The organism is Prauserella shujinwangii (genome assembly GCF_003001955.1).
GTDB lineage: Bacteria > Actinomycetota > Actinomycetes > Mycobacteriales > Pseudonocardiaceae > Qaidamihabitans > Qaidamihabitans shujinwangii.
In genome coordinates this window covers 88,767-105,665 of sequence record NZ_PVNH01000003.1, presented here as the reverse complement: position 1 = coordinate 105,665, position 16,899 = coordinate 88,767, and the positions used below count along the sequence as shown (strand labels likewise).

Annotated in this window: 17 protein-coding genes; 5 read left to right on the top strand and 12 right to left on the bottom strand. The window is 71.6% G+C overall.

From position 1 onward, the window contains the following. Positions 1–5 precede the first annotated feature (5 nt). A complete protein-coding gene (gene ybaK, locus B0I33_RS07205) occupies positions 6–503 on the top strand; it encodes a Cys-tRNA(Pro) deacylase (protein ID WP_106177795.1) in 498 nt (165 codons plus the stop codon). A gap of 8 nt (positions 504–511) precedes the next feature. Here ybaK and B0I33_RS07200 read toward each other — a convergent pair whose 3' ends face one another. Together B0I33_RS07200 and B0I33_RS07195 are read right to left on the bottom strand one after the other, a co-directional pair. After that, the gene (locus B0I33_RS07200) at positions 512–1,126 is read right to left on the bottom strand and encodes an alpha/beta hydrolase family protein (RefSeq protein WP_106177794.1); all 615 of its coding nucleotides are present in this window, start codon (positions 1,124–1,126) and stop codon (positions 512–514) included. Beyond that, positions 1,123–1,926, bottom strand: coding sequence for an SOS response-associated peptidase (locus B0I33_RS07195; protein ID WP_106177793.1), 804 nt, complete (start codon positions 1,924–1,926; stop codon positions 1,123–1,125). Before B0I33_RS07195 ends, B0I33_RS07200 begins: the two co-directional genes overlap by 4 nt. Positions 1,927–2,040: 114 nt before the next feature. Between B0I33_RS07195 and rsgA the strand changes: the two genes are divergently transcribed. Both rsgA and B0I33_RS07185 read left to right on the top strand, forming a co-directional pair. Continuing rightward, complete coding sequence (gene rsgA / locus B0I33_RS07190; protein ID WP_106177792.1) at positions 2,041–3,048, top strand: ribosome small subunit-dependent GTPase A; 1,008 nt, start codon at positions 2,041–2,043, stop codon at positions 3,046–3,048. Positions 3,049–3,204: 156 nt separating this feature from the next. Continuing rightward, the gene (locus tag B0I33_RS07185; protein ID WP_106177791.1) at positions 3,205–4,050 is read left to right on the top strand and encodes an SCO4651 family lipoprotein; all 846 of its coding nucleotides are present in this window, start codon (positions 3,205–3,207) and stop codon (positions 4,048–4,050) included. 81 nt (positions 4,051–4,131) lie between these two features. On the opposite strand, the gene pruA is transcribed toward B0I33_RS07185, so the two are convergent. From pruA to B0I33_RS07170, 3 genes are read right to left on the bottom strand one after another with little or no spacing between them, the layout of a single operon-like run. Further along, positions 4,132–5,760, bottom strand: a complete 1,629-nt coding sequence (gene pruA / locus B0I33_RS07180; RefSeq protein WP_106178228.1) for an L-glutamate gamma-semialdehyde dehydrogenase — start codon at positions 5,758–5,760, stop codon at positions 4,132–4,134. 50 nt (positions 5,761–5,810) lie between these two features. Further along, positions 5,811–6,323, bottom strand: a complete 513-nt coding sequence (locus B0I33_RS07175; RefSeq protein ID WP_106177790.1) for a DUF6912 family protein — start codon at positions 6,321–6,323, stop codon at positions 5,811–5,813. Then, positions 6,320–7,726, bottom strand: coding sequence for a WS/DGAT/MGAT family O-acyltransferase (locus B0I33_RS07170; RefSeq protein ID WP_106177789.1), 1,407 nt, complete (start codon positions 7,724–7,726; stop codon positions 6,320–6,322). The genes B0I33_RS07175 and B0I33_RS07170 overlap by 4 nt, the downstream gene beginning before the upstream one ends. A gap of 35 nt (positions 7,727–7,761) precedes the next feature. Here B0I33_RS07170 and B0I33_RS07165 point away from each other — a divergent pair, with 35 nt between their 5' ends. Next, positions 7,762–8,526 carry a TrmH family RNA methyltransferase gene (locus B0I33_RS07165; RefSeq protein ID WP_106177788.1) on the top strand — a complete coding sequence of 255 codons (765 nt, stop codon included), beginning with the start codon at positions 7,762–7,764 and terminating at the stop codon, positions 8,524–8,526. On the opposite strand, the gene B0I33_RS07160 is transcribed toward B0I33_RS07165, so the two are convergent. Genes B0I33_RS07160 through B0I33_RS07140 form a run of 5 tightly spaced genes read right to left on the bottom strand, consistent with a single transcriptional unit; the run spans position 8,523 to position 12,153 of the window. Then, the gene (locus B0I33_RS07160) at positions 8,523–9,260 is read right to left on the bottom strand and encodes an ESX secretion-associated protein EspG (protein ID WP_106177787.1); all 738 of its coding nucleotides are present in this window, start codon (positions 9,258–9,260) and stop codon (positions 8,523–8,525) included. The genes B0I33_RS07165 and B0I33_RS07160 overlap by 4 nt on opposite strands. Then, positions 9,257–10,585: a hypothetical protein gene (locus B0I33_RS07155; protein WP_245900557.1), complete on the bottom strand. Its 1,329-nt coding sequence runs from the start codon at positions 10,583–10,585 to the stop codon at positions 9,257–9,259. The genes B0I33_RS07160 and B0I33_RS07155 overlap by 4 nt, the downstream gene beginning before the upstream one ends. A gap of 1 nt (position 10,586) precedes the next feature. After that, positions 10,587–11,171, bottom strand: coding sequence for a DUF3558 domain-containing protein (locus B0I33_RS07150; protein WP_245900534.1), 585 nt, complete (start codon positions 11,169–11,171; stop codon positions 10,587–10,589). A gap of 53 nt (positions 11,172–11,224) precedes the next feature. Next, positions 11,225–11,692, bottom strand: coding sequence for a hypothetical protein (locus B0I33_RS29870; RefSeq protein ID WP_181193208.1), 468 nt, complete (start codon positions 11,690–11,692; stop codon positions 11,225–11,227). 53 nt (positions 11,693–11,745) lie between these two features. Beyond that, positions 11,746–12,153 carry an HAD-IA family hydrolase gene (locus B0I33_RS07140; RefSeq protein ID WP_106177784.1) on the bottom strand — a complete coding sequence of 136 codons (408 nt, stop codon included), beginning with the start codon at positions 12,151–12,153 and terminating at the stop codon, positions 11,746–11,748. A 173-nt stretch (positions 12,154–12,326) separates the two neighbouring features. On the opposite strand from B0I33_RS07140, the gene B0I33_RS07135 reads away from it, so the two are divergent. Beyond that, positions 12,327–12,815 carry an Rv3235 family protein gene (locus tag B0I33_RS07135; protein ID WP_106177783.1) on the top strand — a complete coding sequence of 163 codons (489 nt, stop codon included), beginning with the start codon at positions 12,327–12,329 and terminating at the stop codon, positions 12,813–12,815. A 91-nt stretch (positions 12,816–12,906) separates the two neighbouring features. On the opposite strand, the gene secA is transcribed toward B0I33_RS07135, so the two are convergent. Both secA and hpf read right to left on the bottom strand, forming a co-directional pair. Then, a complete protein-coding gene (secA, locus tag B0I33_RS07130; protein ID WP_106177782.1) occupies positions 12,907–15,786 on the bottom strand; it encodes a preprotein translocase subunit SecA in 2,880 nt (959 codons plus the stop codon). Positions 15,787–16,009: 223 nt separating this feature from the next. Continuing rightward, positions 16,010–16,705, bottom strand: a complete 696-nt coding sequence (hpf, locus tag B0I33_RS07125; protein WP_106177781.1) for a ribosome hibernation-promoting factor, HPF/YfiA family — start codon at positions 16,703–16,705, stop codon at positions 16,010–16,012. Positions 16,706–16,899: the final 194 nt, after the last annotated feature.

Sequence of the window (16,899 nt, the reverse complement as noted above, 5' to 3'; positions counted from 1 at the left end):
CGCACGTGGCTGGAAAGGGCACTCCCGCGACCGCGCTGCTGGCCAAACGGAAGGTCGAGCACTCGCTGCACACCTACGACCACGACCCGAGGCACGACTCGTACGGCCTCGAGGCGGCCGAGGCGCTGGGCGTGGCACCCGAGCGCGTCTTCAAGACCCTCGTCGCGGACGTGGACGGCAGGCTGACCGTCGGCGTGGTGCCCGTCACCGGGCAGCTCGACCTCAAGGCCCTCGCCGCCGCCGTCGGCGGGAAGCGGGCGCGGATGGCCGGCACCGCCGCGGCCCAGCGCGCCACCGGCTACGTGCTGGGTGGCATCTCCCCGCTGGGCCAGCGCAGCAGGCTGCCGACGGTGGTGGACGTCTCCGCGGAGACGTTCGGCACGGTGCTCTGCTCGGGCGGCCGGAGAGGCCTGGAGATCGAGCTGTCGCCCGCGGACCTGGTCGCCCTGACCGGCGCCACCGTGGCTCCGATCGCCACGCGGCTCCCGGCCGAGGGACGCTGACCGGGCTTTCAGGCGGCGTAGGGGCGCAGCACGCGGGCCAGCCACTCGGCCACCGCCCTGGACAGCCCGTCCAGGTCCGCCTTGAGGCTGTGGTCACCGGGCAGCAGCACGATCTCGTGGTGCGGACCACCCTCCGGCCTGCCGAACGGGTCCCGCTCCCCCTGCACGACCAGCGTCGGCACCTCGACGCCGTCCAGCTCGGGCTGCCGGGTCTTCTCCGGCTTGCCCGGCGGGTGCACCGGGAAGGCCAGGCAGAGCACCGCCGCCGCCTGCCCGCTCGCCGCGGTGCGGCAGGCCACCCTGGCCCCGGACGAGCGCCCGCCGAAGACCAGGGGCAGGCCGTCGAACCAGGTCGCCGACAGCTCCTCGGCCACGGCGAGCCACGCCGTGTCGAGCTGCTTCGCCGGCGCCGGAGCCTTGCGGCCCGCCACCCGGTAGGGCTGCTCGACCAGCGCGACATGCACCCCGACCTGCTGGGCCGCGCGCGTGGCCGCGACGAGGTCGGGCGCACCGACACCACCGCCCGCGCCGTGGCCGAGCAGCAGGCCCGCCGTTCCCTCCTCGGCGCAGTGCAGCTCGGCGCACGCCGGGCCGTGCGGGGTCTCGATGCGGGCCCGGGTCATGAGGGGTTGGGGACCTCGAACAGCCCCGCGTCGAGGTCCGCGGGCCGCGGTTCGACGCGCTCCACCAGCTCGGGACCGTTGTTGCGCACGCTGTTGACCTTCGTCGAGACCGCCCGCAGCTCCAACGAGTCGACGACGTCGAGCCCCGGCGGGTCGAGCAGGCCCTCGACGTCCGTGCGGTCCGGGTCCAGCCAGCCTGCCCAGCGCTGCCTCGGCAGCACGAGCGGCATGCGGTGGTGGATGTCGGCCAGCTGGCCGATCGCGTCGGTGGTCAGCACCGAGCAGGTGACCAGCGGCGGGTCGTCGGGGTCGCCCTTCGGGTCGCGCCACGTCTCCCAGATGCCGGCGAACGCCAGCGACGACCCGTCCCTGGTGGTCATGAAGAACGGCTCCTTGGGCGCCTTCTTGCCGCCCTTGCCCGTGTTCTCGGCGGCGGCCCGCCACTCGAACCAGCCGTCGGCAGGGACGAGGCAGCGGCGGCGCGAGAGCGCCTTGCGGAACGCCGGCTTCTCCTTCGCCGTCTCCGCCCGCGTGTTGATCATGCGGCTGCCGACCGACGTGTCCTTCGCCCAGAACGGCACGAGCCCCCAGCGCATGACCCGCAGGCTGCGCACGGGGGCCTCGTCCTCGAGGACCTCGCCGTCGGCGTCCCTGGGGTGGCGTTCGACCACGCTCACGACCTTCTTCGTGGGCGCGACGTTGTAGTCCGCAGCGGGCGCGTGGCCCTCGGTGCCGTCCACCGCGTCGAACTCGGCCATCAACGTGGCCGGATCCTTCGTGGCGGCGTAGCGGCCGCACATCGCATGGCCTCCTTCTGGTCGTCCCGGCGCCATCGTGACACGGTTACCGAGCCGTGGCGAGGGCGATGGGGGATCATCGGTACAGGTGTCAACCAACCAGGAGGGTGTGACAGTTTGGCCCGCAGGGACTGGCGCGAGCTCGACGAGTCCGACGTCCGGGTGCGCCCGGGCAAGGGCACCCGGCCCCGGAGCAAGCGCCGTCCGGCCCATGCCGACGCCGTGCCCGCGAGGGTGACGGCCGTCGACCGGGGGCGCTGGACCTGCGCCGTGGCGGACGACCCCGGCAGCCGGGTCACGGCGATGCGCGCGCGGGAGCTGGGGCGCACGCCCGTCGTCGTGGGTGACCGGGTCGGCCTCGTGGGCGACGTCAGCGGCAAGCCGGACACGCTCGCGCGGATCGTCCGCGTCGAGGAACGCACCAGCGTGCTGCGCCGCACCGCCGACGACACCGACCCGTACGAGCGGGTCGTGGTCGCCAACGCCGAGCAGTTACTCATCGTCACCGCGCTCGCCGATCCGCCCCCGCGCACCGGCTTCATCGACCGCTGCCTCGTCGCGTGCTACACGGGCGGGCTCGAACCGGTGCTGTGCCTGACCAAGGCCGACCTCGCCGACCCGGAGGAGCTGCTGGCCTCCTACGCCGACCTCGACGTGCCCGCCGTCGTCACCCGGCACGACGAGGAGCCCGCCGAGCTCGCTGAGCGGCTGCGGGGACGGGTCAGCGCGCTCGTCGGGCACTCCGGGGTCGGCAAGTCGACCCTGGTGAACCGCCTGGTCCCCGAGGCCGATCTCGCGACCGGCGTGGTCAGCGCCGTGGGCAAGGGCAGGCACACGTCGGTGAGCGCGGTCGCGCTGCCGCTGCCGGAGGGCGGCTGGGTCGTCGACACGCCGGGAGTGCGGTCGTTCGGGCTGGCCCACGTGACCGCGGACGACATCGTCGAGGCGTTCCCCGAGTTCGCCGAGGCGGCGGAGGAGTGCCCGTCCGGCTGCGGTCACCTCGGCCCGCCCGAGGATCCCGACTGCGCGCTCGACGACGTCGTCGCGAGCGGGGCCGCCCGGCCCGGCAGGCTCGAGTCGCTGCGCAGGCTGCTCGCCTCCCGGGCGGGAATTGCCGAAACGTGACCCGTTTGTCCGCCCCGGCCGTTACAGTGTGTGCGCATGCCGCCCGATCGGGCCCGGGGGAGCGACGGGGAAGCTCGTACCTGGAACCCTGAACGGGGTTCCGCCGTCCGATCCGTGCGGCGACAGATGACGAACAACCGAAGCAAGGGGAACTCCATGCGGAAGACAGCCCTCGCGGCCAGCGGTTTCGCGCTGGTGCTCGCGCTCGGCGCGTGCGGCGACTCCGAAGGCGGCACCGCCAGCCCGGTGGGCGGCGACAGTGGCAACGGCTCGAGCCTGTTCAGCGACGCGCAGGCGCTGGTGGCGGCGGCGTCCGAGCAGACGAGCCAGAGCAAGTCGTCGAAGTTCACCATGGAAATGGACATGGCCGGGCAGAAGATCTCGGCCAACGGCGAGGGCGTCTACGACGGCGCCAACTCCAAGATGGCCATCACCATGAACATGGGCGGGCAGACGATGGAGATGCGCCTCGTCGACCGCACCATGTACATGAAGCTGCCGGGCGAGGCCGCGGCCCAGATGGGCGGCAAGGAGTGGGTCAAGGTCTCCGCCGACGGCACCGACCCGCTGTCGCAGCAGCTGGGCAGCTCGTTCGACCAGATGGCCGAGCAGAGCGACCCCAGCAAGGTGCTGGACCAGATCAAGCAGGCCGGTGAGATCACGAACAGCGAGGAGACCACCCTCGACGGCCAGGACGTCACCCACTACACGATCGAGCTGGACTTCGCGAAGATCGCCGACCAGTACGGCGCCGCGGGCGTCTCCGAGGAGCAGATGAAGCAGCTCGCGGACAAGGTCGGGAAGCTGCCGATGGAGCTGTGGCTGAACGGCGACAACCTGCCCGTCCAGGTCTCGATGGACATGGCCAAGGTCATGGAGGCGGCCGGAGCGCCCGCGGGCCAGGGCGGCTCGATGCTCATGAAGTACACCGACTGGGGTGCCCCGGTGAACGTCGAGGCCCCGCCCGCCGACCAGGTCGGCGAGTTCCCCGGCGGCAACTGACCCGCTCCCTCGGCCAGCAGTGAAGGCCACCTTCAGTGCGTTCAACGCACTGAAGGTGGCCTTCACTGCACGTGGCGGTGCTCAGCCCATGTGCGGGTAGGTGATGTCGGTGGGCGCGTCGAACGTCTCCTTGACCGCGCGCGGGCTGACCCAGCGCAGCAGGTTGAACATCGAACCCGCCTTGTCGTTGGTGCCCGACCCCCTCGACCCGCCGAACGGCTGCTGCCCCACGATGGACCCGGTGGGCTTGTCGTTGACGTAGAAGTTGCCCGCCGTGTAGCGCAACACCCGGTGGGCCTGCTGGATGGCCCTGCGGTCGTCGGCGAAGACGGCACCGGTCAGCGCGTACTCGGCACTGGAGTCCACCGTCTCCAGGATGCGCTCGTAGTCCCCGTCCTCGTACACGTGCACGGCGACGATGGGACCGAAGTACTCGGTGGAGAACAGCGTGTGGGCCGGGTTCTCGGAGACCAGCACGGTCGGCTCGACGAAGTAGCCGATCTGGTCGTCGCAGCCACCGCCCACGAGCACGTTCACCGCCGGGTCACTGTCCACACTCGACAGCAGATCCCTGTGCTTGGCGAACGCCCGCGCGTTGATCACCGCGCCGCCGAACAGCGAGAAGTCGGTGATGTCGCCGTACTTCACGGTCCGGGTGACGTCGGCGAGCTGCTCCCGCAGGCCGTTCTCCCACAGCGAGCGCGGCAGGTACGCCCGTGACACCGCCGAGCACTTCTGGCCCTGGTACTCGAACGCGCCGCGCACGATCGCCGTCACGAGCTTGTCCTGGTTCGCCGAAGGGTGCGCGACGATGAAGTCCTTGCCGCCCGTCTCACCGACGATCCGCGGGTAGCTCGCGTAGGTGTCGAGGTTGTCCGCGATCCGCCGCCACAGCATCTTGAACGTGGTGGTCGAACCCGTGAAGTGCAGGCCACCGAACCCGCGGTCGGCGAGCGCGACCTCGCTCACCGCGTGCCCGTCGCCGGTCACCAGGTTGATCACCCCCGGTGGCAGGCCCGCCTCCTCGAACACCTGCATCGTGTAGTGCGCGGCGAGCTGCTGCGTCGGCGTCGGCTTCCACACGACCGTGTTGCCCATCAGCGCGGGCGCGCTGGGCAGGTTGCCGGCGATCGCGGTGAAGTTGAACGGCGTGATGGCGACGACGAACCCGTCGAGCGGCCGGTACTCCATGCGGTTCCAGGCGCCGGGCACCGAGTTCGGCTGCTCGGCCAGGATCCGCCGCGCGTAGTGCACGTTGAAGCGCAGGAAGTCGATCAGCTCGCACGCCGAGTCGATCTCGGCCTGCTGCACCGACTTGGACTGGCCGAGCATCGTGGCCGCGTTGAGCGTGTCGCGGTAGGGCCCGGCCATGAGGTCGGCCGCGCGCAGGAACACCGCGGCGCGCTCGTCGAACGGCAGCTCGCTCCACTCGCGGGCCGCGGACTTCGCGGCCGCCACGGCGTCGCCGACGTCCTCGCGCGTGGCCTGCGCGCTCACGCCGAGCACGTGCCCGTGGTCGTGTGGCTGGACCACGTCGAAGGGTTCACCGCCGGCGAGCCTGCGGCGCCCGCCGATCGTCTGGGTCAGCTCGTGCTTGTCGGCCTCGAGTTCGGCGATCCGCCGCTGCAGGGACTCGCGCTCGGCGGAACCCGGAGCGTAGGTGCGCACCGGCTCGTTGACCGGTACCGGAACGGATGTGACAGCGTCCATGGTCAGTCTCGCCTCCTGTTCCTCCGCCTTGTGGGCGGTTCGCCCCATGGTTACATGAGCTCGAGGAAGAAGGGCAGTTCCTGCGGGGCGTACCAGGCGAGGTCGTGGTCCTCCACCTCGCCGAGGGCGAACTCGGCGTCGGGGTCCCCGAGGTCGGCCTCGTCGATCACCGCCGTCGCGGCGCGCACGGCCTCCTCCGCCTCGGGCGCGTCCACGTGCACGGCGGCGACGTCGGACAGCCGCACCGGCCCGCCGAGGCGGACGACGGCGGAGTCGAGGTCGGGCCGCAGCGTGACGTCGTCGACGTCGGCCGACACGACCACCCGGCGGGGCGGCTCCTTGCTGTCGGCCGCGCTCGGCTCCTGCGCCACCGCCAGCAGCCGCAGGGACGCGCGGGCGGCGTCGAGCAGCGCGGCGTACTCCAGTTCCTCCGTGGAACCGCTGGTGTACGACTCCCGCAGCGCGGGGGTGAGCGCGAACCCGGTCCCGCTCCTCGGCCGGAACTCCCCCTCGTCGACGAGTTGCCGCAGCATGCCGATCGTGGCCGGCAGGTAGACCCTCACCAGTGTGTTCCTTCCAGTTCCTCGAGCGCTTCGGAGATCATCCCGCCCAGCGCGGCCACGTCGTGGCACGCCTTCCGATCGCCGTTGAGTCCGAAGTAGACGTCTCCGTGATACGACGTCACCCCGATCGCGAGCGCCTGGTCCCTGGCCAGCGGCATGACCGGGTAGATCTCGGCCATCCGGGCGTGCCCCGCGTACAGGGGACGTTGCGGGCCCGGCGAGTTCGCGATGAGCACGTTGAACAGCCTGCCGGAGAGCGACCCCGCGGCGCGGGCCGCGAGCGAGTGCATCGTCGCCGGGGCGAACCCGCCGACCTTGAGCATCGCCCGCGCGGCCACCGACCGTTCGGCGTCGACGTGCTCGGCCATCGCGTGCGCGATGTGCTGCAGCCGCAGCACCGGGTCGGGCTCACCGACCGGCAGGTCGACGAGGTAGGGCTCGACCCGGTTGTTGACCAGCCCCGCGGGGGAGAACTCCGTCGCGTCCGGGTCGAGCACCGCCAGCGGGACGAGCGCGCGCACCGTCGCCGTGGGCGACAGCGTGACGCCACGCGACCCGAGCCACTCGCGCAGCGCACCGGTGAGCACCGCCAGCACGACGTCGTTGATCGTGCCGCCGTGCCGGGCCCGTACCCCGCGATAGGCGTCCAGGTCGGTGCGGACCCCGGCGAAGACCCGGCCACCCGAGACGCGCGCGTTCAGCGGCCCGTCCGGAGCGGGCCGCAGGACGGCACGCAGCGCCGAGGCGACCTCGCCGGCGGCGTCGAGCACCTTGTCCGCCGTGGCCGCCGCGTCCCGTGCCGCCGAACGCACGTTCTCCACCACCTCGCCCGGCCGCTGCACGGCCTCGCCGACCGCGTCGAGGACGAGCTGGGCCCGCGTGGGCAGGCGCCGCGGCACCCAGGTGTCCTCGCCCGGCTCGCGCTCGTGCGGAACCGTGTCGAGAATCAGCTGGCCGAGCTCGACCGTGCCGATCCCGTCCACCATCGACTGGTGTGTCTTCGTGACGAGCGCGACCCGGTCGCCGGCGAGCCCCTCGACGAAGTAGGCCTCCCAGAGCGGGCGCTCCGGGTCGAGCCTGCGCGACATCAGCCGTGCCACCAGCTCGAACAGCTGCTCCTCGCTGCCCGGCGCGGGCAGTGCCGAGCGGCGGACGTGGTAGTTGAGGTCGAAGTCGACATCGTCGGCCCACACCGGCCGGGCCAGGTGCCCCGGCACGGAGACCACCCGCTGCCGGTACCGGGGCAGGTAGGTCAGCCGGTGCGCGACGAGCGCCAGCAGCCGGTCGTAGTCGAAGCCCTCGCGCGGCCGCTCGAACACGGCGACCCCGCCGACGTGCATCGGCGTCGCGGGTTCCTCCACGTACAGGAACGAGGCGTCCAGCGCGGAGAGGCGGTCGGGCATGGGGTGATCCTGACACAGGTGGGACACTTCCTGCCGTGGGTGACGACAACACGGCCGTCTCGCCGAAGGACCGCTTCCTCACCGTCTACGGGCGCAAACCGGTGCTGGAGGTGCTGGCCGACCCCACGCTCGATGTCGACAAGGTGATTCTGGCCGACACGGCACGCGGCCCGGCCACCACGGAGATCCAGCAGGCGGCGCGGGCGAAGGGCGTCGCGGTGCAGCGGGCCAGTGCCCACCGGGTGAAGGTGCTGGCGGGCAACGGCAGGCAGGACCAGGGCGTGGTGGCCGACGTCGTCGCGCCCCACATGCGGCCGCTGGTCACGGCGCTGGCGGACCGGCGGCCACCGTCGCCGGTGCTGGTGCTCGACGGCATCACCACCCCCGCCAACGTCGGCATGATCCTGCGCACGGCGACCGCCGCCGGGCTCGGCGGGGTCGTCGTCCCGCGCCGCGGGGTGGCGACGCTCGATCCGCTGGTGGTGAAGGCCTCGGCCGGGGTCGCCTTCCGGGCACCGGTACTGCGCTGCGCGACGGCGGCGGACGCCGTCGAGCAGCTCACCGAATCGGGTTACGCCGTGTACGCGCTGGGATCCCGGGGCGACCGGTCGCTGTTCGACGTCGAGCTGCCGTCCCGGGTGGCGTTCGTGCTCGGCGGGGAGAGCACCGGTGTGGGTGAGGACGTCGCGGACCTGGTGGCCGGCTGGGTGTCGATCCCGATGCCGGGCGACGTGGAGTCGCTGAACGTGTCGGCGGCGGCCGCTGTGGTGTGCTTCGAGCTGGTGCGCCGCGGCGGTTAGCCGGGCGCGAGGCTGCCGCGGAGCCGCTCCAGCGTGGCCGCGAGCGCTCCTCGCGTGCCGGGCGCGATGTGGATCTCCGCGTCGTCGTCGCCGGTGGTGTAGTTCAGGTACCGGCCCCAGTCGGTGTCCACGTAGTGCAGTGGCCGTGCCAGCTTCCGGTAGTGGCCCAGCTCGTCGCGCTCGGCGACGTAGAGCTCACCGCTGCCGGCGACCGGCCGCCGCACCACCGTGACGATCTGCCGCACGTCCTCGGGCAGGGCGCCGTGGTCCCTCGCCGCCGCCCGTTCCAGATCGCTGGCGCGCACGCTCCGCGGCGTGCCGCCGCCCGCGACGGCCTCGGGTAGCTGGTCCACGACCAGCTCGGCGAGGCGGCCCCGGTCGGCGGGAGCGAGCGCCACCCAGTCCCCGCTGCGCACGGCGAGCACGCCCTGGACGCCGCGGGCGGCGCCGAGCACGCTCCACGTCTCGCCCTCGACGGTGAACCAGCCGTAGTACTCGACGGAGGCGCTGGTGAGCAGCGGGAGCAGGTCGAGGAAGTCGGCGGCGAGCCTGCCTCTTCCGTCGACGACACCCGCCTCGACCAGCGCCTGGTGCACCGCGGAACCGGCTCGCTCCCGCTCCTCGCCGGGCAGCCACAGCGGCTCCGGTTGCAGCGCGAGGTGCAGGCTGCCGAGGTTCTCGCGGGCGACCACCCCGGCGAGCGCGCTGAGCGGGAGATCGACCCGGTCGCTCACTCGCCGATCACCGGTGGGGTGGTCTTGTCGAGCTCGCCGATGAACACGGCGTCGGGGTCGTTCTCCTGCAGGTAGGTCGGGCGCTGGTGTTCCTCGTCCTCGTCGCCCCTGCCACGGCCCGCCCCGGCCCCGACGGGCGCCATGCCGCCGGCTCCGCGGGCACCGGCCGCACCCCGGGTGGCGGCGGAATCGGCGGCGGCGGCGCCACCGGGCAGCCCGGCGCCGGAGCCCCGCGCGCCGGCCAGACCACGCGGGCTCTCCCCCGCGGCGCGCCCGCCGGCGCCTTCGCCGCCCGCGCCGCGGCCGCCCGCGGTGCCGCCGCCCTGGCCGTAGAGCCTGCTGCCGGCGCGCTCGCCGAGTCCGCCTACCCGGGGACCGGAGCCACCGGAGCCGCCACGCGTCCCGGTGGCCGGGGTAGGCTTGGCGAACCCGGTGCGGGACGGGACGTTCCGGCCGGAGTTGGACGTCTGGCCGCCGCCACCCGGCGTGACCATGCCGCCTGCCGTGCCCGTCGTGGACGTGCTTGCCGGGGGCGGACCGGCCGGGACCTGCGGCGCGCCCCCGGCGTTCGGCCCGCTGGACACCACGGGGCCGGGGTTGACCGGGCCGCCGCCGGGTACGGCGCCGGTGGCGGGGCCCACGTGCGGACCGGTGCCCACCGGGCCGCCGGTGGCGACGTTGGTCTGCGGCACGCCCGCGTACCGGGACGCGCCGGTGGCCTCGGGCACGGCGGACGTGTCGCCGGAGATGGCGCTCGGCGTGGAACTGGTGACGGAGATCGACGCGCCGCCGGGCTCGAGCACACCGTAGGTGCGGGGGAAGTCCGAGTTGCCGCTCGTCCGGTTGGCGTAGGAGTTCATGACGTCGACGTTGTGCTGCGCGGCGCGCTGGTGGGCCGCGGCGCCCTCCTGGTAGGAGTCGATGTCGTCGGCGGCCATGAACGGGCCCGCGACCGGGATGGCGGCCTTGAGGCCGGTCGTCCAGGGGTTCGGCTTCTCCGGCATGGGCGGCACGGGTTCCACCGAGTTCGCGGCGTCGTGCCAGGCCGCGGACTGGTCCATCGTCGCGCCGGTCGTGCGGTCCATGTTCCCGGCCGACTCCTCGAGCGCGAGCATCAGCGGACCCGCTCCCTCACTGGCCGCCGCACCCGCGTCCCCCGTCCAGGCCGCGCTCATCCGGTCCTGGATGGCCTTGATCGACTGGGCCCGTTCCCGGTAGGTCTCGTTGAGCCGGGCGAGCTCCTTGGCGATCGCCTGCAACGGCTCTGTGCCTCGGCCGGACTTGAAGTTGCGGTAGATGTCCTCACCGCTCATGAACAGCGTCATCTCATGCCCCCCGCTTCAGCGTCCCGATCACGTCGGTGGCGACCTTCTCGACTGTGGAGCACGCTTGCTGTGGCTCGTTCTCGTAGACCCCGGCCGAGACCGAGAAGGTCAGATCGTCCGCGATTCCGACGGCAAGCCTGCATCGGCCTTCTTGCCGTTCATCGTCGATGTCGTAGTACGCGGCGGGATAGCCACCGATGTTCGTGGATTCCCAATACGCATACTGGCCGCGTTCGTAGCCGCCGCGCAGTCCGCGCAGCCCACCGACGCCGTGCTCACGATTGCCCGTCTGGATTCCCACCGAAAGCAACGTATTGCCGGGTTTCAGCCACCAACCGCAAGAAGGCCCGACGAGATCCGCCGTGCTCTCGTTCTCCGCAGACAGTGGTTCCCCGGGGAGAGCGAAACCGAGACTTTCCAGAGTGGTGTCGGGCACGAGTTCACAAGGTTTCGTCAGATACGGCGTCGCATCCAACTCCTGCGAGACGGGCGGCACCGTATACGGGCTGTCCGCGCCTCCATTACCGGAGGGAGACGAGCTCGGCTCCGCGGTACCAGGTTCTGCCTGGGAGCAAGCGGAAATCATCAGTACAGCCGCGAGGCAAGCGGAGAGCAGTGAATGAACACGGGACCAACGGATCATTCGGTCAACCCATTCGCAGCCTGAAACGGGTACTGATTCTCCGCCTCCGTCTTGTCGATGCGGTCGCGGGCATCCCGAAGCTGGTCAAGAAAATGCTGGATGTACGACACCATCGAGTCGCTCGATCCCCGCATCGACCTCAGTCCATCTGTCACGGTCTCGACGAATTCGTTGCTGGGGTCATCTCCGGACGGGGGCGCAACGATGTTCATCATCGCGTCGACCGCCAACTTGTCGCTCTTGACGTCTTCCAGCAGCTGTTCCCACTGGGCGATCAAGGCGTCGATCTCCTCGCGGTCGAAGGTCCACGAGCCGAACGCCCCGCTGCCACCGGCGGACGGCTTCCCCGCCTCGGTGCCGTCCGCCCAGGGCAGCGACGACCCGAAAACCTGCCGTACCTGCTCCGTCGCGCTCGGCTGCTGCGTCGCCCGCACAGCGGCTCCCACCCACGACTCGTCCGCCATCCCGTGACTCCTGCTCGCCGTGACGATCCAGTACACGAGCGTAGCCGACCCTCTCACCCGGCGTCAGAGGTTTCCACCACCCCCGGGAAGAGCGCGGCCAGCTCGGCCAGCGTCTCCCGCACCGACACGTGATGCACACCCACCATCCCGGCGGCCACCGCTCCCGCGACGTTGCCCGCCGCGTCGTCGACGAACACGCACGACGCGGTCGGCAGGTCCAGCCTGGCGGCCACCAGCCGGAACGCCGCCGCGTCGGGTTTGGCCACCCCCGCCTCGCCGGAGAACACCAGCGCGTCGAACCAGGAGGCCAGCCTGCGCCGCACCGGGCCGCCGCCCTCCGCGTTGGACAGCAGCGCCGTCCGCACACCCGCCGACCGGGCGGTCTCCAGCGCGGCGAGGAGGCGTCCGGCGTCCGGTTCGGTCAGCACCCCGGCGTAGTCGACGACGATCCCGCGCAGCATTGCCCCAGCCTACGGACGCACGCGCGGCGCGATCGGTGCCGTCTTCGCGATGCCCCGTGCCCGCTTTTCACCGGACCGGGTGCTTCGTGGGGCCGTGCCGGGATTTCGCCCCTCTGTGTAGTGGGTGGCCGAAGGGGGACCACCCGTACCGAGCGATCTCGGAGGAGAAACGGATGCGAATGACATCGCCCGCAGGGGGATTACTCCCGCTCACACCGTACGAGCCGATCAGGTACGGCGACGGCCCGGCACGGCCGGCCGTGCCGGCGGGGCAGTTGAGCCTCGACGACCTGCTCGCCGAGGTGCCCGCACAGCGGACGCCCGTACCGCGGCCGAGGCCGGACCTCGACAAGCGCCGGGTGCACGGCCTGCTCACCGCCCTGCTGGAGGTCTACGCCGGGGGCCGACCGGCCACCCAGCTCGGCACCTGGCTGGCCCCACCGATCCAGCGCAGGCTGCGCGAACGGGCTCGCGTGGTGGGCCCGAGGTACACGCTGCCGAAGGTGCACGCGAGCAGGCCAGCGACCGGCGCCGTCGAGGTGTGCGGCACGGCGCATGTCGGCAGGCGTGCGGTGGCGGCCGTGGCGCGCTTCCAGTACCGCGCGGGTGCCTGGTGCTGCACGTACTTCGGCGTGCTGGAACCGGGTGGGGTCCGCCCCTAGCGGTGGGCGAGGGGATCCCGGGATGAGAAACCTCCGGCCGGTGCGGACTCCGCCGTGGGTCCGCACCGGCCGGAGGTGCCCGGGCGCCGGCTCAGCGGCGGGCGCCCTTCTTGTTCTTCTTCGCCTCCTGGCGCGCGGCGGCGCGCCGCTCCCGGCGGGTACCGCCCGCCGCGGCACCGGCACCGCCGCCACGACGGGAGCCGTCACCGGCGCCGTGCGACTCGACGCCGCCGCCCTCGGCGGGCCCGGAGAACGTCAGGCCCTGCTGGGACGAGCCCGCACCGAGACCCTTGCCGCGCAGCGCGGCCGGGACCGCGTCGCCCTGCGGCTCGGGCTTCGGCTGCGGGGGCACCGGCCGCGCGTGCCTGCCGTCGCCCGCGGCACGGCCGCCGTTCCCGCTCGTCCCACCGGGCGCGCCCGCCGTGGCCGGGGCGGCCGCGGCCTCCTGGGGCTGCGCCTGCGCGGGCTGGCTGGGCTCGGCCTGCTCCACCTGCAGGTTGAACAGGAAGCCGACGGCCTCCTCCTTGAGCGACTCGAGCATCCCGTTGAACATGTCGAAGCCCTCGCGCTGGTACTCGACCAGCGGGTCGCGCTGCGCCATGGCGCGCAGGCCGATGCCCTCCTTGAGGTAGTCCATCTCGTAGAGGTGCTCGCGCCACTTGCGGTCGAGGACGGACAGCACGACGCGGCGCTCCAGCTCCCGCATCGCACCCTCGCCGACTTTGCCGTCGATCTCGGCCTCGCGCTTGTCGTACGCGTCGAGCGCGTCGTCGAGCAGGATCTCGCGCAGCCGGTCGGCGTCGATGTCCTCGTTCTCCTCGACGATGTCCTCCCAGCGCACACCCACCGGGTACAGCGTCCGCAGGGCCGTCCACAGCTTCTCGTGGTCCCAGTCCTCGGCGTAGCCCTCGGCGGTGGCGCCGTTGACGTAGGCGGTGACGACATCGCGCAGCATGTGCTGCACCTGCTCCCGCAGGTCCTCGCCCTCCAGCACCCGGCGGCGCTCGGCGTAGATCACCTTGCGCTGCTGGTTCAGGACCTCGTCGTACTTGAGGACGTTCTTGCGGATCTCCATGTTCTGCTGCTCGACCTGCGTCTGAGCACTCTTGATGGCCTTGCTGACCATCTTGTGCTCGATCGGCACGTCGTCGGGCAGCCGCATGGTGGTCATCACGCGCTCGACCATCGCGGCGTTGAAGCGCCGCATGAGGTCGTCGCCGAGGGACAGGTAGAATCGGGACTCACCGGGGTCGCCCTGCCGGCCGGAGCGGCCGCGCAGCTGGTTGTCGATGCGCCGCGACTCGTGCCGCTCGGTGCCGAGCACGTACAGGCCACCCAGCTCGATGACCTCCTCGGCCTCCGCCTTCGACGACGCGGTGACCTCCTCGAGCACCTTCGGCCACGCGGCCTCGTACTCCTCGGAGCTCTCCACCGGGTCGAGGCCGCGCTCGCGCAGGACCTCGTCGGCGATGATGTCCGGGTTGCCGCCGAGCACGATGTCGGTACCCCGGCCCGCCATGTTGGTGGCGACCGTGACGGCGCCCTTCCGGCCCGCCTGGGCGACGATCAGCGCCTCCCGGTGGTGGTTCTTCGCGTTGAGCACCTCGTGCGGCACGCCACGCTTGAGCAGCAGCTTCGACAGGTACTCGGACTTCTCCACGCTCGTGGTGCCGACGAGCACCGGCTGGCCCTTCTCGTGCCGCTCCGCGATGTCCTCGGCGACGGCCTCGAACTTGGACTGCTCGGTCTTGTAGATCAGGTCGGCCTGGTCGGCCCTGATCATCGGCCGGTTGGTGGGGATCGGCACCACGCCGAGCTTGTACGTCTGGTGGAACTCGGCCGCCTCGGTCTCGGCGGTACCGGTCATGCCCGCGAGCTTGTCGTAGAGGCGGAAGTAGTTCTGCAGCGTGATCGTGGCGAGCGTCTGGTTCTCCGCCTTGATCTCCACGCCTTCCTTGGCCTCGATCGCCTGGTGCATGCCCTCGTTGAAGCGGCGGCCCGCCAGCACGCGGCCGGTGAACTCGTCGACGATGAGCACCTCGCCGTTGCGGACGATGTACTCCTTGTCCTTGCGGTAGAGCTCCTTGGCCTTGAGCGCGTTGTTCAGGTAGCCGACGAGCGGCGTGTTCGCGGCCTCGTAGAGGTTGTCGATGCCGAGCTGGTCCTCGACCAGCTCCACGCCCTTCTCCGTGACGCCGATGGCGCGCTTGCGCTCGTCCACCTCGTAGTGGACGTCCTTCTTCATCAGCGGCGCCAGGCGGGCGAACTCGGTGTACCAGCGCGACGACTGGTCGGCGGGGCCGGAGATGATCAGCGGGGTCCGCGCCTCGTCGATGAGGATCGAGTCGACCTCGTCGACGATCGCGAAGTTGTGCCCCCGCTGGACGCAGTCGTCCAGGCTCCACGCCATGTTGTCGCGGAGGTAGTCGAAGCCGAACTCGTTGTTGGTGCCGTAGGTGATGTCGGCGTGGTAGGCGGCGCGCCGCGCCGGCGGGGGCAGTTCCGACAGGATCACCCCGACCTCGAGGCCGAGGAAGCGGTGGATGCGGCCCATCCACTCGGAGTCGCGCTTGGCCAGGTAGTCGTTGGTGGTGACCACGTGCACGCCCTTGCCGGACAGCGCGTTGAGGTAGCAGGCGAGCACCGAGGTGAGGGTCTTGCCCTCACCGGTCTTCATCTCGGCGACCTGGCCGAGGTGCAGCGCGGCACCACCCATGAGCTGGACGTCGAACGGCCGCTGCCCGAGTACGCGCTTCGCGGCCTCCCGCGCGACCGCGAAGGCCTCCGGCAGCAGGTCGTCCAGCGACTCGCCGTCGGAGTGCCGCCGCCGGAACTCGTCGGTCTTCGCCTGGAGCTCGGCGTCCGAGAGGTTCAGCACGTCGTCTTCGAGGGTATTGATGTGGTCTGCGATGTGGCGCAGCCGCTTCACCATCTTGCCCTCGCCCGCGCGGAGCAGGCGGTTCAGAAGCATCCGGTCGACCTCACTAGCTGTGTCTCATGGTCGTGCTGACAGTGCTGACGTCCCGGGCGGACGCCGGGCAACTCGGCACACGCCACCCCCGCGAGCGAGGCGGCGCTGACACCATCGTAGGGAACATGCAGCCCGCAGTGCACACGGTGCCGCGAACGGGCACGTGACACGGCCCGCACGCGATCACGCGTGCGGGCCGTGGGGGCCGCGGTTCCGGTCCGGGTCAGCCGAGCCGGATCACGCCGTAGTCGAAGCCCTTCCTCCGGTAGACAACGCTCGGCTTGCCCACCTCGGAGTCGTTGAACAGGTAGAAGTCGTGGCCGACGAGCTCCATCTCGTAGAGGGCCCGGTCGAGGGTCATGGGTTCCGCCGAGTGCTGCTTCTCCCGCACGATGCGGCCCGGCTCGTGGTCGGCCACACCGTCGTCCCAGCGCTGGGCGGGTACTTCGACGTCCCCGGCGAACCCGGCGGCCGCCTCGGTGTCGGCGGCGGGGGCCTCCAGCACGGCGGTGCTCGCCGCGGGCCTGCGGCCGTTCGGCACGGGCCCCGGTGTCGTGGCGGCGGCCGCGGACACGGAGGTCGCCTCGGCGACGGACTCGGGAGCGCGGCGCCCGTAGTGCACCCGGCGCCGGTCGTGCATGCGGCGCAGCCGGTTCTCCAGCTTGTTCACCGCGGAGTCCAGCGCAGCGTAGAAGTCGGCGGCGCAGGCCTCGGCCCGGACGGCAGGGCCCTTGCCCTTGCCGGTGATCTCGACACGCTGGCAGTTCTTGGCCTGCCTGCGGTTGGGCTCGTGGAAGAGCTCCACGTCGTAGCGGATGACCTTCCTGTCGTAGCGCTCCAACCGGGCCAGCTTCTCGCCGACGTGTGTCCGATAGTGCTCGGGCACCTCCACGTTGCGACCCTTGACGACGATGTCCATACACGACCTCCTCGCTGATGACTGCGAGCTGACTGGTGAACGATGAGCGCCGGGAAAGTGAACGACGACCGGCCCGCGGTCACGACGTCTCGTGCGCGATGACCGGGCGTGGACTCAGCACCCCTCCGGCGCTAGGGACATGGACTCGTCACCTCCCTGTCTGCCGGGACCGCTGATGCGCAGCACGTTAGCCC

Excerpts from the sequence above, each read along its gene's own strand:
- B0I33_RS07200 (WP_106177794.1), bottom strand. The coding sequence starts at position 1,126 with ATGACCCGGGCCCGCATCGAGACCCCGCACGGCCCGGCGTGCGCCGAG.
- B0I33_RS07195 (WP_106177793.1), bottom strand. The coding sequence starts at position 1,926 with ATGTGCGGCCGCTACGCCGCCACGAAGGATCCGGCCACGTTGATGGCC.
- B0I33_RS07185 (WP_106177791.1), top strand. The coding sequence starts at position 3,205 with ATGCGGAAGACAGCCCTCGCGGCCAGCGGTTTCGCGCTGGTGCTCGCG.
- pruA (WP_106178228.1), bottom strand. The coding sequence starts at position 5,760 with ATGGACGCTGTCACATCCGTTCCGGTACCGGTCAACGAGCCGGTGCGC.
- B0I33_RS07170 (WP_106177789.1), bottom strand. The coding sequence starts at position 7,726 with ATGCCCGACCGCCTCTCCGCGCTGGACGCCTCGTTCCTGTACGTGGAG.
- B0I33_RS07155 (WP_245900557.1), bottom strand. The coding sequence starts at position 10,585 with ATGACGCTGTTCATGAGCGGTGAGGACATCTACCGCAACTTCAAGTCC.
- B0I33_RS07150 (WP_245900534.1), bottom strand. The coding sequence starts at position 11,171 with ATGATTTCCGCTTGCTCCCAGGCAGAACCTGGTACCGCGGAGCCGAGC.
- B0I33_RS29870 (WP_181193208.1), bottom strand. The coding sequence starts at position 11,692 with ATGGCGGACGAGTCGTGGGTGGGAGCCGCTGTGCGGGCGACGCAGCAG.
- B0I33_RS07140 (WP_106177784.1), bottom strand. The coding sequence starts at position 12,153 with ATGCTGCGCGGGATCGTCGTCGACTACGCCGGGGTGCTGACCGAACCG.
- B0I33_RS07135 (WP_106177783.1), top strand. The coding sequence starts at position 12,327 with ATGCGAATGACATCGCCCGCAGGGGGATTACTCCCGCTCACACCGTAC.
- secA (WP_106177782.1), bottom strand. The coding sequence starts at position 15,786 with ATGCTTCTGAACCGCCTGCTCCGCGCGGGCGAGGGCAAGATGGTGAAG.
- hpf (WP_106177781.1), bottom strand. The coding sequence starts at position 16,705 with ATGGACATCGTCGTCAAGGGTCGCAACGTGGAGGTGCCCGAGCACTAT.